Raw genomic sequence first — 15,465 nt, 5'->3', positions numbered from 1 at the left:
CCGCCATTGGCGCTACGCGGCGCGGCGTTGGCCGGGCGCGAGCGGGGCGCGCCGGCATTGCCGCCACGGCCGCCGTTACGGCCGCCGCCACGCGGCTGGCGCGCATCTTCGTCGCGTTCCTGGCGTTCGAAGGCCGCGGCGCTGGTGGCGGGCGGGGTCCAGTCCAGCACCGGCTTGCGCTCGATGGTCTTCTTGATCAGGCGCTCGATGTCCTTGAGCAGCTTGATTTCGCTGTTGTCGACCAGCGAGACGGCGGCGCCGGTGGCGCCGGCGCGGCCGGTGCGGCCGATGCGGTGCACGTAGTCTTCCGGCACGTTGGGCAGCTCGAAGTTCACCACCTGGGGCAGTTGGTCGATGTCCAGGCCGCGGGCGGCGATGTCGGTGGCCACCAGCACCGTCACGGTGCCGTCCTTGAAGCCGGCCAGCGCGCGGGTGCGGGCCGACTGGCTCTTGTTGCCGTGGATGGCGGCGGCGGTCAGGCCGTCCTTGACCAGTTTTTCGGCCAGGCGGTTGGCGCCGTGCTTGGTGCGGGTGAACACCAGCACCTGGTGCCAGCCGCTTTCACGGATGATGTGGCTGATCAGGTCGCGCTTGTGGTGCTGTTCGACCAGGTGCACGGTCTGGGTGACCAGTTCGGTGGCGGTGTTGCGCGGGGTGACCGAGACTTCGCCCGGGTTGTTCAGCACGCCGCGCGCTAGCGCGCGGATCTCGTCCGAGAAGGTGGCCGAGAACAGCAGGTTCTGGCGTTGCTTGGGCAACAGGGCCAGGATCTTGCGGATGTCGCGGATGAAGCCCATGTCGAGCATGCGGTCGGCTTCGTCCAGCACCAGGATCTCGACGCCGGACAGGTCGACGGTCTTCTGACCGCAGTGGTCCAGCAGGCGGCCGGGGGTGGCCACCAGGATGTCCAGCGGCTTGCGCAGCGCGGAGATCTGCGGGTTGATGTTGACGCCGCCGAACATCACCATGGACGTCAGCGCGGTGTGCTTGCCGTAGGTCTGCACCGATTCGGCGACCTGCGCGGTCAGTTCGCGCGTGGGGGTCAGGATCAGGCAGCGCGGGCGGCCGGCCTTGCGGGCCTCCGGCTTGCGCTGCATCAGCAGGTGCAGGATGGGCAGGGTGAAGCCGGCGGTCTTGCCGGTGCCGGTCTGGGCGGCGGCCAGCAGGTCGCCACCTTTCAGCACCTGCGGAATCGCCTGGGCCTGGATGGGGGTGGGTGCGGTGTAGCCGGTATCGGCAATGGCGCGCAACAGGGAATCGGCCAGCCCGAGGTCGGCGAAAGAGGAAGAGGTAGTCAAAACAACTCCAGCGGCAGCCCGTCGCTCAAGTTGAGAGACTCCAATCCAGGCGGACGAATAAGGAGAAAAGGGAAGCGCCCCAGGGGGCGAAGCTTGGCGGCGAAGTGCCTAGCGGACGCGTGCAGATTGGCAAAGCACGCACAGCCATTGTAGCCGATGCGCAGCCTGGGCAGGCGGGGCGGTCGCAACAGTATCGCCGGGTAACATTTTGCACGAAATATGAACGAAATCAGTGTAATCCCTAGGCAGTCCTCCCTATAATCCCACGGCTTACCTCCATCAAAAGAATTAAGGGTTGCTATGAAAAAGGCGGCAATAGCGGGTGTGGTCGTTGCACTGGGCGCAATCTGGACCGGCACGGCCTGGTACACCGGCCAGAAGGCCGAGGCGTTCGTCAAGCAGTCGATCGAAGACGGCAACGCCGAACTGAGCAAGTTCGGCGAAAAATGGGGCATGACGCCGGTGATCGAACTGATGTCGTTCGAACGCGGCGTGTTTTCCTCGACCGAGCGCTACCGCGTGAAGTTCACGCTGCCCGCCAAGGGAAGCCAGCCCGCCGAGGAACACGAGATCCAGTTCGTCGAGCATCTGTCGCACGGTCCCTTCCCGTTCAGCAACCTGGCTTCCGGCAAGCTGGCGCCGGCCATGGTCGCGAGCCGCTTCCAGATCGAGGAAACCCCGGCGGTCAAGGGCTGGTTCGCCGCCACCAAGGGCGCCACGCCACTGTCTGGCGCCTATAGCGTCAGCTATGGCAAGCGTGTCTCCGGCACGTTCAACCTGGCCCCCGCCGAAGCCACCAGCAACCAGACCAAGCTGACTTTCTCCGGCATGACCGGCGATGTCGACTTCGATACCAACACCAAGCATGCGATCCTGGCGCTCAAGAGCGACAGCCTGGCGCTGGCCGGCCCGGCTGGCGAGAGCGATATCGTGGGCATGGCGGTCAAAGGCATTACGCTCGACAGCGACCTGGCGCCGGGCAAGAACGACATTGCCATGGGCAGCCAGAAGCTGGTCTTCAAGGAATGGGCCATCACGTCCAAGACCAAGCCGCCGGTCTTGTTCAAGGACACCAGCATCGGCGTGGACCTGGCCGAGGCCGATACCGGCGTGAACGCCAAGATGGTGCTGGACTTCGGCATGATCAACGTCCAGCAGAAGGACATGGCGGGCCTGCAGCTGGCGATTGGCCTGAAGAACATGGACCCCAAGGCGCTCAAGGCGCTGAACGAGGTCTATGAAGCCTCCTCGCGCCGCATGATGCAAGCCGACGGCAATGAGCCCAAGCCCGAGTTCACGCCCGAAGAGCAGCAGATCCTGAAGACCAACGTCGAGCTGCTGCTGGCCGGCAAGCCCAGCCTGTCGGTGTCGCCGTTGCAGGTGCGCACGGCCAACGGTACCTCGACCTTCAACCTGGATGTGGACCTGGCCAAGCCGGCTTCGACCGACAAGCCGGCCAGCGACCTGGCCATGGAAGCCATCCGCAAGCTCGATGCCAAGCTGGTGCTGTCCAAGGGCAACCTGGCCGACCTGATGGCGATCGAACCGCAGATGCGCGGCGTGCCGGCCGATCGCGCCGCCACGACCGCCAAGGGTCAGGCCGAAATGATCGGCACCATGGCGGTCGCGATGGGCGTGGCCAAGACGGAAAACGACAACATCGTTTCCTACTTGAACTACGCCGACGGCCAGGTGGATTTCAATGGCAAGAAAATGCCGCTGCAGCAGTTCATGATGATGGTCATGAGCGGTGCGATGGGTGGCATGCGCTGAGGCGCCATCCGAACCTGGCGCCGGCGTGAGGCCGGCGCCTCATGCGGGCCGCGGCGCCATCGGGCGCGGCGGCCCGTTTTTCATGCGGCCGCGGGCGGGCGCCGACCTGCGCCGGCGAGCCTGATTCGGGAGGGGCGAGCGTCATGAGGAAATGGGTAGCTGCCGGTGTGGCCGTGCTGGCGCTGGGCGCCATCTGGACCGGTGCGGCATGGGTGACCGGCAAGCGGTTGGAGAGCGGCATGACGCGGCTGGCCGACAGCGTCAACCAGCAGGTGCGTCAGCTTGGCGCATCGCTGGACGAATCGTTGTCGTTCGAGCAGGTGTCATACGAGCGCGGCGTGTTCGCGTCGCAGGCGCGCTACCGCCTGAAAGCGCAGCCGTCACCCGGCGACGGCGCCGCCGCGGCAGGGCGCGACGTCGAGTTCGTGGTGCGCCTGGCGCATGGGCCGTTTCCCTGGCAACGCCTGTCGCGCGGCAATCTGATCCCGGTCATGACGGCCGCCCGCGCGGAGCTGGTGTCCACGCCTGCGGTCGAGCCCTGGTTCGCCGCCGCCCGCGGCGCCATTCCCTTGACCGCTAGCGCGGTGGCGGGCTATGGCCGCGACATTACCGCTTCCCTGGCCCTGGCGCCGCTGGAGCGGGTGCGCGGCGCGGCCCGCTTCAATTTCTCGGGCCTGACCCTCCAGGCCGAGCTTGCCGGGGGCGGCAAGCACGTCGCGGTGGCACTCCGCGCCGATCACGTCGACCTGGCCGAGCCGTTCACCAAGGCGGGGGCGGACCGCATGCGCCGGCTGGCCTTGCAGGACTTGTCGATCGCGCACGAGATGACCCGCGCCGACGACGGGACCGCGGCCAGCCAGACCCGCGCAAGCCTGAAACAATGGACCCTGGATATCGATGGCAAGCCGGTCACGCTGCACGATGTCGCCGTGACCGCCGATGCCAGCGGCGCCGATACCGCCAAGCGCGGCGCGCTGGCCCTGCGGATCGCTGGTGTCGATTTGAACGGCCAACGCGCCGCCAGCCTGCGCCTGGACGCCAGCGCCAACAATCTGGATCTGGTCTCGTTCCGTGCGTTCCGCGAGAGCCTGGAGCAACCCCGGGACGGCGGCGATCTGAGCGCCAAAATGGTGGGGGCCGGCTACTTGATGAAATTCCTGCTGGGCCAGCCGCAGGTTTCGGTGTCGTCATTACGGGTCGAGACCGCCAGCGGGGCCGCGACCTTGCAGCTGGACCTGGGGCTGACCGCGCCGACGCTGTGGAATCGCTCGCCGGCCGCAGTCGTCAAGGAAGCCGTGCGCCAGCTCGATATCCGATTGTCGATGCCGGTTGCCAGTCTGGCCGACCTGATCGCGGCACGCTTGCAGGCCGGCGGTATCGCCGAGGACCTTGCGCGTGACGCAGCGCGCCAACAGGCTGACGGCCTGCGTGACCAGGTTCTGCGCGGCCCGTGGGGACGCCTGGACGACGGCAGGCTGGTCGCGAGCCTGAGCTATCAGGGGGGCGACGTGGACGTCAACGGCGAGCGCATGCCGGTCGAGCGCTTTCTGGCCTTGCTGATATCGCGCGGCGTCCCGTAAGCGCGATGCCGCGGCGCGCCCGGCCGGGCGCCAAGGCCGGGTATCAATGGGGCAAGGCGCCCGCCATCACTTCGCCGTTGCGCAGTACGGCCACATGGAAGCGCTTGTCGGCAGCGCGCATGATGTCCTCGCTCGGGTCGCCCTGCACCAGCAGCAGATCCGCCACGGCGCCCTGTTCCACCACGCCATGTCCATCCATGCCCATCAGGTCGTGGCCGCGCGAGGTGGCGGCAACCAGCGCGTCGACCGGCGTCATGCCGAACTCCACCATGTAGGCCAGCTCCATTGCGTTCTCGCCGTGCAGATTGAACGGCGTGCCGGCGTCGGTGCCCAGCGCGATGCGGCCGCCGGCCTTGTAGTACATCTGGATCGATTCGCGGTGGCGCTGCTCCACCGCGCGCGCCTTCTCCACCGCATAGGCGGGGATGCCGTTGTCGGCATTGGCGACGATGTTGCGCACCGCGGCGATGGTCGGCACCAGATAAGTTTCGGCCGCCAGCATTTCGCTCAGGCATTGCTCGTCCATGAAGATGCCGTGCTCGATGGAATCGATGCCGGCGCGCACCGCGTTCAGGATGCCCTGCGTGCCTTGCGCGTGGCTGGCCGTGCTTTTGCGGAAACGTTTGGCTTCGTGCACGCCGGCTTTCATTTCGTCGAAGCTGTAGTGCGCGTCCATGGGACTCACGCCCGGCGTCATGACGCCGCCGGTGGCCATAATCTTGACCAGGTCGCAGCCGGCATGGACTTGCTCGCGGACCGCCTTGACCACTTCTTCGCAGCCGTCGGCGACACGGCCGATACGGTTGCCGTGGCCGCCGGTCATGCAGATGATGCGCCCCGAGGCCTTGATGGACGGACCCGGGAACACGCCGCGCGCGATGGCATCGCGCACGCCGAACTCCAGGTAATCCTTGCCGCCGCAGTCACGCAGCGCCGTGAAGCCGCCACGCAGCGCGGCCTGGGCGTTCTCCAGCGCGGTCAGCGTAATCTGCGCCGGACCTTGCTTGGACATCTGCGTCTGTGGGTCGGCGCCGCCGGTATAGACCAGGTGTACGTGGCAGTCGGCCATGCCGGGCATCAGCGTCATGCCGCGGGTGTCGACGCGGCGTCCGGCAAAGCCGGTGAATTCGGCCGCCGGGGCCACACGGGTCACCCGGGCGCCCTCTACCAGCACGCCGTGGTCCGGCAGTATCGCGCCGCGCCCATCGAATACCTTGCCGCCGATGAACAGGGTCTGTGGCAACGCGCTCATGTCTTGCTCCTCGTCGTGTCGGCCGGGGTCAACCGGCCACCTCCAGTCCCGCGCGGGACATGGATTGCAGCCGTGGCATCAGTCCCAGCAGGTGCTGGCTGTAGGGGTGCTGCGGATGCTCGAACAGGGCCTCGGTCTCGGCCACTTCCAGCAGTTCGCCGTAGCGCATTACGCCCACGCGGTCGCACATCTGGCGGATCACGGGCAGGTCGTGGCTGATGAACAGCATGGTCAGGCCGAGCTGTTCCTGCAGATCCTTGAGCAGGTTCAGGATCTGCGCCTGGATCGACACGTCCAGCGCCGAGGTCGGTTCATCACAGATCAGGAAGCGCGGCCGCGTGGCCAGCGCCCGCGCGATGCAGATGCGCTGGCGCTGCCCGCCCGAGAATTCGTGCGGAAAGCGTTCGGCGGCGCGATCGCCCAGTCCGACCACGTCGAGCAGGTCGGCGACGACGCGGCGCGCCTCCGCTTCGCTGGCCGCCAGTTTGTGGAAGCGGATCGGTTCGGCCACGATGTCCAGCACGCGCATGCGCGGATTGAGCGATGAGAACGGATCCTGGAAGATCATCTGGATCTGGCGCCGGAACGGGTTGAGCTGCTTCTCGCCCTTGAGCGCGGTCAGGTCCGTGCCGCCGAAGTTCACCGTGCCGGCGCTGGGTGTATACAGGCCCGAGATCAGCCGGGCCACGGTCGACTTGCCCGAGCCGGACTCGCCCACCAGGCCGAACACCTCGCCCTCGCCGATCGAGAAATTGACGCGCTTGACCGCGTCCAGCGTGCGCTGGTTGCGTTTGAGCAGGGCATTCTTGAGCACGAAACGCATGCTCAGGTCCCGTACCTGTACCAGCGGTCCGTCGCTGCTCACGCCGAAGTCGCGCCGCTGGCCCAGCCAGTGCGTGGCCAGGTCGAGCGGCTGGGCCGGGGTCTTTACGTCCTCGATGTAGGTCACCAGCGGGAACCGCTTGAGCTTGATGTCGGGCCGTGGCACGGCAGAGATCAGGCTGCGGGTGTAGGGGTGGTCGGGGTCGCCCAGGATCTTGGCGGTCGGGCCCTGCTCGACCAGCTTGCCGTGGTACAGCACCGCGACGCGGTCGGTCACGTCGGCGATCACGCCCATGTCGTGCGTGATGATGATCATGCCGACCTCTTCCTGCCGGCAGAGCTTCTTGAGCAGCTCCAGGATCTGCGCCTGGATCGACACGTCGAGCGCGGTGGTGGGTTCGTCGGCGATGATGACCTCGGGCTCGCAGCACAGCGCCAGCGCGATCACCACGCGCTGCCGCATGCCGCCCGAGAATTGGTGCGGATACTGCTGCACGCGCAGCTCGGGCTGGTCGATGCCGACCTGCTCCAGCAACTGCACCGCGCGCTGCTTGGCCTGGTCGTGCGTCAGGTCCAGGTGCACCAGCATGGTCTCGACCAGTTGGCTTTCCACGGTCTGCAGCGGGTCGAGCGAGGTCAGCGGGTCCTGGAAGATCATGCCGATGCGGCGGCCGCGCACCTTGCGCTGCTGCGCCGGCGTCAGCGTGTCGATGCGTTCGCCGTTGAGCAGCACCGCGCCGCCCGCCAGGCGGCCGGGCGCTTCGAGCAGGCCGATGACGGCGTTGCCGATGGTCGACTTGCCGGCGCCGGATTCACCGACCACGCCCAGGATTTCGCCCTTTTCCAGGGCCAGCGATACGCCGTCCACCGCCACCAGGGTGCCGCGGCGGCTGGGAAACTCGATGCGGATGTCTTCGATGTTCAGCAGGGCCATGACGTCCTCAGCGCAGCTTGGGGTTGAGCGCGTCGCGCAGCCAGTCGCCCAGCAGATTGACCGACAGCACCAGCGCGACCAGCGCGATGCCGGGGAAGATGGAAATCCACCACATGCCCGAGAACAGGTAGCTGTTGCCGATGCGGATCAGCGTGCCCAGCGACGGCGCGGTCGGCGGCACGCCCACGCCCAGGAATGACAGCGTGGCTTCGGTGATGATGGCGATGGCCAGGTGGATGGTGGCGATCACCAGCACCGGCCCCATGACGTTGGGCAGGATGTGGCGGCGCAGGATGGTGACCGGCCCGATACCGATCAGGCGCGCCGCCTGCACGTATTCCTTGTGGCGTTCGACCAGGGTCGAGCCGCGCACGGTGCGGGCGTATTGCACCCAGCCCGAAATGCCAATGGCGAAGATCAGCACGTACAGCGCGAGTTCGTCGTGCATGTCGCGCGGCAGCAGCCCGCGCGCCACGCCGTCGATCAGCAGCGCCACCAGGATGGCGGGGAACGACAGCTGCACATCGGCGATGCGCATGATGAAGCTGTCGACACGGCCGCCGACATAGCCGCTGATCAAGCCCAGCGTGACGCCCAGCACCATCGAGAACAGCACCGACGCGAAACCCACGAGCAGCGAGACACGAGAGCCATACAGGATCGCCGACAGGATGTCGCGGCCCTGGTCATCGGTGCCGAGCAGGAAGGCGGGGCTGCCGCCTTCCTGCCAGGCCGGCGGGGTGTTGGCGTCCATGATGTCCAGGGATGCCAGGTCGAAGGGATTGTGCGGCGCGATCACCGGCGCGAACAGCGCGCCCAGCAGGATGGTCAGCGTGACCGCGGCGGCGATGATGGCGCCGGGCGAGCGTTTGAAGCTGTGCCAGAGGTCGCTGTCGGCGGCGCGCGCGAAGAAGGGAGCGATGCGGGCGTTCATGGAGGGTTCCCTTATTTGCTCTGCACGCGCAGGCGCGGGTCGACGGCGAAATACAGCAGGTCGACCACGAGGTTGATGACAACGAACATGAAGGCGATCAGCACCAGGTAGGCGGCCATCACCGGGATATCCACCATGCTGATGGCCTGGATGAACAGCAGGCCCATGCCAGGCCACTGGAACACGGTTTCGGTGATGATGGCGAAAGCGATGATGGAGCCGAGCTGCAGCCCGGTGATGGTGATGACCGGCACCATGGTGTTCTTGAGCGCGTGGCGGAAGTTGATCAGCCGTTCCGGCAGGCCGCGGGCGCGGGCGAACTTGATGAAGTCGGCGCGCAGCACCTCCAGCATTTCGGCGCGCACCAGCCGCATGATCAGGGTCATCTGGAACAGCGCCAGCGTGATCGCCGGCATGATCAGCGCCAGCAGGCCGGACTTGGTCAGAAAGCCGGTGGTCCACCAGCCCAGTTGGACCACATCGCCGCGTCCGAAGCTGGGCAGCCAGCGCAGTTGCACGCCAAAGAACAGGATCAACAGGATGCCGATGAGGAAGGTCGGCAGCGAGATCCCGGCCAGCGAGATCGCCATGAACGTCTTGGACAACACGCCATGGCGCTTGAGCGCGGTGTAGATACCCATGGGAATGCCGAGCACCAGCGCCATCAGGGCCGATACCAGCGACAGTTCCAGCGTGGCCGGCAGGCGCTCTTCCAGCAGTTCGCTGACCGGCCGCCGATGGCGATAGGAAATGCCGAAATCGCCCCGCACGGCGTTGGCGACGAAATGGGCGTATTGCACGACGAACGGGTCGTTCAGACCCAACTGTTCACGCAGTTGATCGCGCTGTTCGGGCGTGGTGTCCTGCCCGACCATGCTGGCGATCGGATCGCCGACATAGCGGAACATGGAGAACGCGATCAGCGCCACCGTCAACATCACCAGCACCGACTGGATCAGCCGCTGCGCAATAAAGGAAAGCATGGTTGGATGCCCTCTTGGTCGGAAAACGCCGGGCCGCGCATTGCCGGTCGCGGCAAGCGGGGCTGGGCCGGGCGCGCCCGGGCGGCTGGCGCCGCCGCGGGGGTCGCATCAACTTGGCGCCGCGCATGCCGTCCGGCCAGGCGCGGCGCCCGGGTACTAAGGCAGGACCACGTCGCGCAGGTCGAGCACGTCGTCGGCGCGCTGGGTGACCTTGATGTTGTCCTTCACGCCCCACGACATCGGCTGCTGGTGCAGCGGCAGGTAGCCGTAGTCGCTGCGCACGATGCCGAAGGCTTCCTTGATCATCGCGTTGCGCTTGGCCTGGTCGGTTTCGACCCCGATCTTGGCGATCAGCGCATCGACCTTCTTGTTGCAGTAGCCGCCCAGGTTGAACTGGCCCGCCGCGGTCTTGGCGTCGCGGCACGCGGTGAGGTTCAGCAGCGTGTTGTGCGCGTCGGTCGAGCTGGGCGTCCACCCCAGCATGTACATGCTGGTCTGGTTGCCGGCCTGCAGCAGGATCTTGCCGAAATACTTGGACTTGGTCTGCGCCAGCAGGTTGATCTTGATGCCCACGCGCGCCAGCATGCCGGCCACCGCCTGGCAGACCTTCTCGTCGTTGACATAACGATCGTTGGGGCAGTCCATGGTGACGGTAAAGCCCTTCGGATAGCCGGCCTCGGCCAGCAGTTTCTTGGCGCGCGCGGGATCGGGCTTGTAGGGCGCGCCGAACGATTCGTCGTAGCCATTGATCGAGGTGGCGATCAAGGAGCCCAGCGGCTTGGCCGCGTTGCGCATGATCTTCTCGTTGATGGCCTTGGTATCCACGGCCAGCACCACCGCCTCGCGCACCTTCGGGTCCTTGAAGGGATTCTTGCCCTTCACGTCCGAGAACAGCAATTCATCGCGCGCCTGGTCCATGCCGATGAAGATGGCGCGGGCTTCGGGTGCGGTCAAGGGCTTGACGCCCTTGGCGTCTTCCAGGCGCTTCCAGTCCTGCACCGGCACCGGCTGCACCAGGTCCATCTCGCCGGAGATCAGCGCGGCCACGCGCGTGGCTTCCTGCGTGATGGGCTGGAAGATGACCTCGTCGATGTTGGTCTTGATGTTCTTGTTCCAGTAGCCGTCGTAGCGCTTGAGCACCGTTTTCACGTCGGGCTGGCGCGAGACCAGCATGAACGGACCGGTGCCGTTGGCGTTCAGGTTGGCGTAGTTGCCCTGGTTGTCGCCCTTGACGTTGGTGGCCTCGGTGGTCTTGTGCTTCTCCGCCCACGACTTGCTCATGATGTAGAGAAACACCCATTCGCGCGGCAGGATCGGATTGGGCGTCGGGGTGGTGACTTCGATGGTGTAGTCGTCGATCTTCTTGATGTCGGAGGCCTTGGCGCCATACCCCTTCATGTCGGAGCCGGGCGTCAGGCTGCGCTTCCAGGAGAAGATCACGTCGTCGGCGGTGAACGGCGAGCCGTCGTGGAATTTCACGCCTTTGCGCAGCTTGAAGACCCATTTGGTGGGCTCGGGGTTTTCCCAGCTCTCGGCCAGCAGCGGCGTCAGTTTCAGGTTGCCGTCATATCCGGCCAGCGTTTCGTAGATGTTGCCCTGGAAACCCAGCGTGAAGGTCTCGTTCAGGGCCATCGGGTCCATCGAGGTGGCGTCGCCCTGGTATGCCCAGTGGAAGGTCTTGGCGGCGGCGCCGGCGCTGAATGCCAGCGAGGCGGTCAGGGCCGCCACCAGTGCCGCTTGTTTCAGATAGGGAAGAGTACGCATAGCCCTCATGCTCCGTAATGCGCGGATTGCGCGACAGAAGTGATCGGGCCCTGGCCCCATGGGGAGCCGGGGCATGGCGTTGCTGCTTACGAGGAAAGGCGGTTCACGGCAGATCCAACCCCTTGTGATTGTCATGGCGGGAAGGACCACACCGATGTAGAACGAATCTTATCGATCGATTCGTTTAAGCGTCAATCGGTTTGGATTGGGGTTATTACGTGCTTGCTTCGCGTTGCGAATGGTGGGTTTGGCGCGCCGCCGGGCCGGCTAAATCAGGGGCCGGACACGGGCTCGGTGGCGAGGCTGCGCGCCAGTTCGCGCACGATCTGCTTGCGCCGCTCGCTGTCTTCATGACCCTTGGCCAGCGCCGACCAGGCCGGCCGGCTGCGCGCCTCCTTCAATGCTTCGGGCAGGGGGCCGCGGCGCAGCTCTTCATCATCGGGACGATCGAGCCGCAGCGGCGCGCGCGCGGCATGGCCACGGCGTTCAAGCGCGTCGATCAGTTGCCGCTGGCGCAAGGCCAGCAGGCGCAGCACGGCGTCGTCGACACTGATTTCGCGCCAGCCGCGCAGTTTGCCGGCGACACGCTTGCCGAGCTTTTCCACGCCCTGCCACAGGCCGCCGGCCGCGGCGCCGATCAGCATGCCGGTGCCCAGGCTCAAGCCGGCGCTGAACAGGTCCACCGCCGCGCCGGCCATGGCGCCGGCGGCGGCGCCCATGCCAACCTGTACGCCCATGTCCTTGAGCGCTTGCGGGTGGAACAGGTCCATGCCCCAGCGCTCGCCTTGCAAGGGGAGCGCGTCGTCATCGAAATCGGACGCACGGAAGTTGTAGAGCGCCAGCAATGCGGTGACGCAGGCCTGTTCGCGCTGGCGTACCTGCTCGCGCAGTTGTTGTGACGCCGCGGCCAGCGCTGTCTCGTCGCCCGCGCTGGCGATGTGCAGGGCGGCGACGTCGACCAGCAGATCGGCCAGCAATTCATAGGCCGCCGCATGGCGTTCGCGGCGCTGGCGCGCCAGGCTGTCGGCCAGCCGCGCCAGCGTGTCGGCGTGGCGATCCAGCAGCACGCCGAGCTTGGCATACAGCTGTTGTTCGCCATCCAGCGGCGGCGCCACCGTATCGAATTCGACCGCGGCGTGCAGGCCCAGCCGGGCCAGGGCATCGCGCCATTCGGCGGCGCGGTGGGCGGGCGCGTTGACGAAGTTCAGCACCGGCAGCAGGGGCCGGCCGCAGGCCGCCAGGATGGCGAGTTCATCGCGATGCTTGCCCAGCACCGGATCGCGCGCGTCGATCACGTACAGCGCGGCGTCGCAGTCGAGCATTTTCTTCAGGACGCGCGCTTCCTGTTCGTAGCGGCCATGCGCTTGCGGGGTGTCGAGGAAGCGGCGGATGCGCGCCGGCCCGTCCAGCCGTTCGCCGGGCGAGTCGAGCCGCTCCAGGTATTCGAGCAGCGCGATGCTGTCTTCCATGCCGGGGGTGTCGAACCATTCCAACACCGCGCGGCCATCGAGCCGCAGGCGCGCGCCCTCGACGTGGCGGGTGGTGCCGGGCTGGTCGGCGACTTCGCCGAAAGCGGTGTCGCGCGTCAGCGTGCGCAGCAACGAGGTCTTGCCGGTGTTGGTGTGACCCACCACGGCGATGGGGATGACCGGTTCAGTCATGGCCATGCTCCAGCCAATCCAGTGGCGTGCCGCCCGGGCCGATGATGGCGGCGGCGTCCAGTCCGAGGGCGGCGAGGCGCTGGCGCCATTGCGGCTCGCGCGTCTCGGCCCCGGCCGGCGCCAATAGCCAGACGCGGGTCTGGTTGGCGTGCGCCGCCAGCTCGGCGATCAGCGCCAGGGTGCCGCGGTCGGGAGTCTGGCGCGCATCGCAGGCCACCAGCAGGCGCGAGGCGGCCGCCTGCGCCAGCGCGTCGAGCAGGCGGTTGCGTTGTTCACGGGTATCGAGGTTGCCTGCCTGGCGGATGGACGCTGCCAGCGTGGCGGGCGGCCAGTCCAGGTCGGCCGGCAGCTCCAGCCCCAGCAACACCGGTTGGCCGCCCAGTCCGGCGGGCACGGCGGTGGCCACGCGTGGCTGGTGCAGCGGATCGACCGGCCGGTCGATGCCGGTCGACTGGGCCGGTGGTTCCAGGCGGTCCCGCAGCGCGGCGTGGCCCGCCAGCGCCGGGTCGATGGCCAGGCCGCGCAGGGCGCGGCGGGTGGCGGCGATGCAGGCCAGCCAGGCCAGCAGGCGCGGCAGGATGCCATAGGTCACGAATACCCCGATCAGCCACAGCGACCATTGCACCTGCGCGTCGGCGGCCAGCGGCCGGGTGCCGTCGCTGGCGCGCACCATGGCCGGATCGGGCAGCGGGAAGCCCAACTGCGAGGGCAGCCAGCCGATGACCTGGGTCAGCCGGACGAAGGTGTCCGGCGCCAGCAGCGTGGTGGCCCAGATGAAACGGTAGCTGGCGGTGGACAGCAACGCCAGCAGCGTCGCCAGCGCGGCCGCCAGCCCCGCCAGCCACAGTCCGTGGCTGATCGCGCCGAACAGGCCGCGCAGGGCGCCGGCGCGCGCCAGCAGGTTGAGCAGTGCCTGCGGCACCAGCGCGCTGTCGGGGCCGCGCGCCAGCTTGCGCGTGATCCAGAGCCACAGCCGCCCCAGCGGGGTCATGGCGGCGGGCCGCAGCAGAAAACTGGCCAGCCACAGCAGGAAAGTCAGCAGGTGCAGGCCGAGCAAGGCGCCCATGGCCCACAGTACATTGACGGCCCGGGTGCCGTCTCCCAGCGCGCCGGCCGCCACGCCGGCGCCGGATAGCAGCGCCAGCAGCAGCAACAGCGCCAGCACGGCGAAAGCGCTGCGGCGCCAGCCATCCACCAGCGGCGCCAGGTTCTCTTGTTGCGCCAATGCCTGCGCGCGGGCCAGGATGCGGTCCGGCAGCCCGACTTCCAATTGGCGTACCTGGCGCACGATGGCGGTGTCTTCGAGAGGCCCCCAGTGCGCTTCGCGCAAGCGGATCAGTTCGGCCAGCCAATAGGCGCGCAGCGGCGCCTGGCCGGAGGCATCGAAGGTAGCGGAAACGTCGCGGGAAGTCGGCGATGGCATCGCGGGCGGGACAGGCGATCAGGCCGCGAAGGGCGATGCGCCATTGTAGACCGCGCGCCCCGTGTCTTCAGTGGCGGCGATGCGCGGCGCGGTACTGGCCGGGCGTGACACCGACGGCGTCTCGGAATACGCGCGACAGGTGACTGGCATTGCCGAAGCCGGCCGCCTGCGCGATGCCGGCCAGGTCGCCCTTGCCGGCGGCCAGCAGGCCGCGCGCGTGGGCCAGGCGCCGGGCGCGCACCCAGGCGTGTGGCGGCGCGCCGAACGAGGCGTGGAACATGCGGGCGAAATGATAGGTGGACAGCGCGGCCACGCGGGCCAGTTGGTCCAGTGTCAAGGGGTCGGCCAGATGCGCGTCGACGTAATCCATGATCCGCCGCCGCACCGTCGGCGCGAGGCCGCCGCGCGCCGGCGGCGCGGCCTTGCGCGATACGCCTTGGCGCAGCAGATGGTGCAGCACGGTCTCGGCCGCGCTGCTGGCGGCCAGGCGCTCGGCCGGCGCGTTCCAGTCGGTGTCCAGCAGGGTCCGGCAGACGTCGGTCAGCGAGTCATCGTGGATGTAGGTGCGATCGCGCAATTCCAGCGCGCGCGGTTCGCAGTCGAGCCGCAGCACGGCTTCGCGCGCCAGCCGCTCGGGCGCGATGTACAGATGCAGGAAATGCACGGTGTCGTTCATGCACCAGCGCGAATAGTGTTCGGCGGGCAGCACGCAGAACTTGCCTGCGCCGCCGTGCAGCGCATGGCCGACGCGGAATGACTTTTCGCCGCCGTGCAGGTACAGCGAGAGCGTGTGGTGCCCGGGCATGTCGTAACCCAGCGTTTCGCGGGCGCTGCGGCCCCATTGCGAGATGGCGATCCCCTCGCCCAGCGAGGCGGCGCGCGCCAGGGTCGCGGTCGATGCGGACAGCGTGCGAAAAACGGAGAAGTCGGACGGAGCCGAAGCGGTGGTGCCCATGGAACCGAAATGCTACTGCGATCCCCGTTCGCGTGGCGCGCGTGGAGGCCGAAAAACCGCAAGAACCGGCAATTTTTTCGTCTTCG

At 67.4% G+C, this 15,465-nt stretch carries 11 protein-coding genes; 2 read left to right on the top strand and 9 right to left on the bottom strand.

The genetic code is table 11. The annotated features are described in order from the left end of the window. Window positions 1-1,298 (bottom strand): DEAD/DEAH box helicase (locus HV701_RS24430; protein ID WP_175135589.1); only part of this gene is annotated, 1,298 nt, incomplete at its 3' end. Between the two features lie 300 nt (window positions 1,299-1,598). On the opposite strand from HV701_RS24430, the gene HV701_RS24425 reads away from it, so the two are divergent. Then, complete coding sequence (locus HV701_RS24425; protein ID WP_175135588.1) at window positions 1,599-3,071, top strand: YdgA family protein; 1,473 nt, start codon at window positions 1,599-1,601, stop codon at window positions 3,069-3,071. 143 nt (window positions 3,072-3,214) lie between these two features. After that, entirely contained in the window at window positions 3,215-4,651 is a 1,437-nt protein-coding gene (locus HV701_RS24420; protein ID WP_175135587.1) for a YdgA family protein, read from the top strand. Between the two features lie 43 nt (window positions 4,652-4,694). Here HV701_RS24420 and HV701_RS24415 read toward each other — a convergent pair whose 3' ends face one another. The 8 genes from HV701_RS24415 to HV701_RS24380 form a co-directional block, all read right to left on the bottom strand. Then, a complete protein-coding gene (locus HV701_RS24415; RefSeq protein ID WP_175135586.1) occupies window positions 4,695-5,903 on the bottom strand; it encodes a metal-dependent hydrolase family protein in 1,209 nt (402 codons plus the stop codon). 28 nt (window positions 5,904-5,931) lie between these two features. Beyond that, window positions 5,932-7,659 carry a dipeptide ABC transporter ATP-binding protein gene (locus HV701_RS24410; protein ID WP_175135585.1) on the bottom strand — a complete coding sequence of 576 codons (1,728 nt, stop codon included), beginning with the start codon at window positions 7,657-7,659 and terminating at the stop codon, window positions 5,932-5,934. Between the two features lie 7 nt (window positions 7,660-7,666). Continuing rightward, window positions 7,667-8,593 carry an ABC transporter permease gene (locus HV701_RS24405; protein ID WP_175135584.1) on the bottom strand — a complete coding sequence of 309 codons (927 nt, stop codon included), beginning with the start codon at window positions 8,591-8,593 and terminating at the stop codon, window positions 7,667-7,669. Between the two features lie 11 nt (window positions 8,594-8,604). Continuing rightward, window positions 8,605-9,576: an ABC transporter permease gene (locus tag HV701_RS24400; RefSeq protein WP_175135583.1), complete on the bottom strand. Its 972-nt coding sequence runs from the start codon at window positions 9,574-9,576 to the stop codon at window positions 8,605-8,607. Between the two features lie 156 nt (window positions 9,577-9,732). Next, a complete protein-coding gene (locus HV701_RS24395) occupies window positions 9,733-11,340 on the bottom strand; it encodes an ABC transporter substrate-binding protein (protein ID WP_175135582.1) in 1,608 nt (535 codons plus the stop codon). Between the two features lie 272 nt (window positions 11,341-11,612). Then, entirely contained in the window at window positions 11,613-13,001 is a 1,389-nt protein-coding gene (locus tag HV701_RS24390) for a GTPase/DUF3482 domain-containing protein (protein WP_175135581.1), read from the bottom strand. Beyond that, the gene (locus tag HV701_RS24385; protein ID WP_175135580.1) at window positions 12,994-14,424 is read right to left on the bottom strand and encodes a DUF2868 domain-containing protein; all 1,431 of its coding nucleotides are present in this window, start codon (window positions 14,422-14,424) and stop codon (window positions 12,994-12,996) included. Before HV701_RS24385 ends, HV701_RS24390 begins: the two co-directional genes overlap by 8 nt. 67 nt (window positions 14,425-14,491) lie before the next feature. Then, complete coding sequence (locus HV701_RS24380; protein ID WP_175135579.1) at window positions 14,492-15,379, bottom strand: helix-turn-helix domain-containing protein; 888 nt, start codon at window positions 15,377-15,379, stop codon at window positions 14,492-14,494. Window positions 15,380-15,465 lie beyond the last annotated feature (86 nt).

Origin of the sequence: Achromobacter pulmonis, assembly GCF_902859765.1 — a bacterium.
In the GTDB taxonomy this organism is placed as follows: Bacteria; Pseudomonadota; Gammaproteobacteria; order Burkholderiales; family Burkholderiaceae_B; genus Achromobacter; species Achromobacter pulmonis.
The sequence above is the reverse complement of the archived record's forward strand: the minus strand, read 5'-3'. Positions and strand labels throughout refer to the sequence as shown.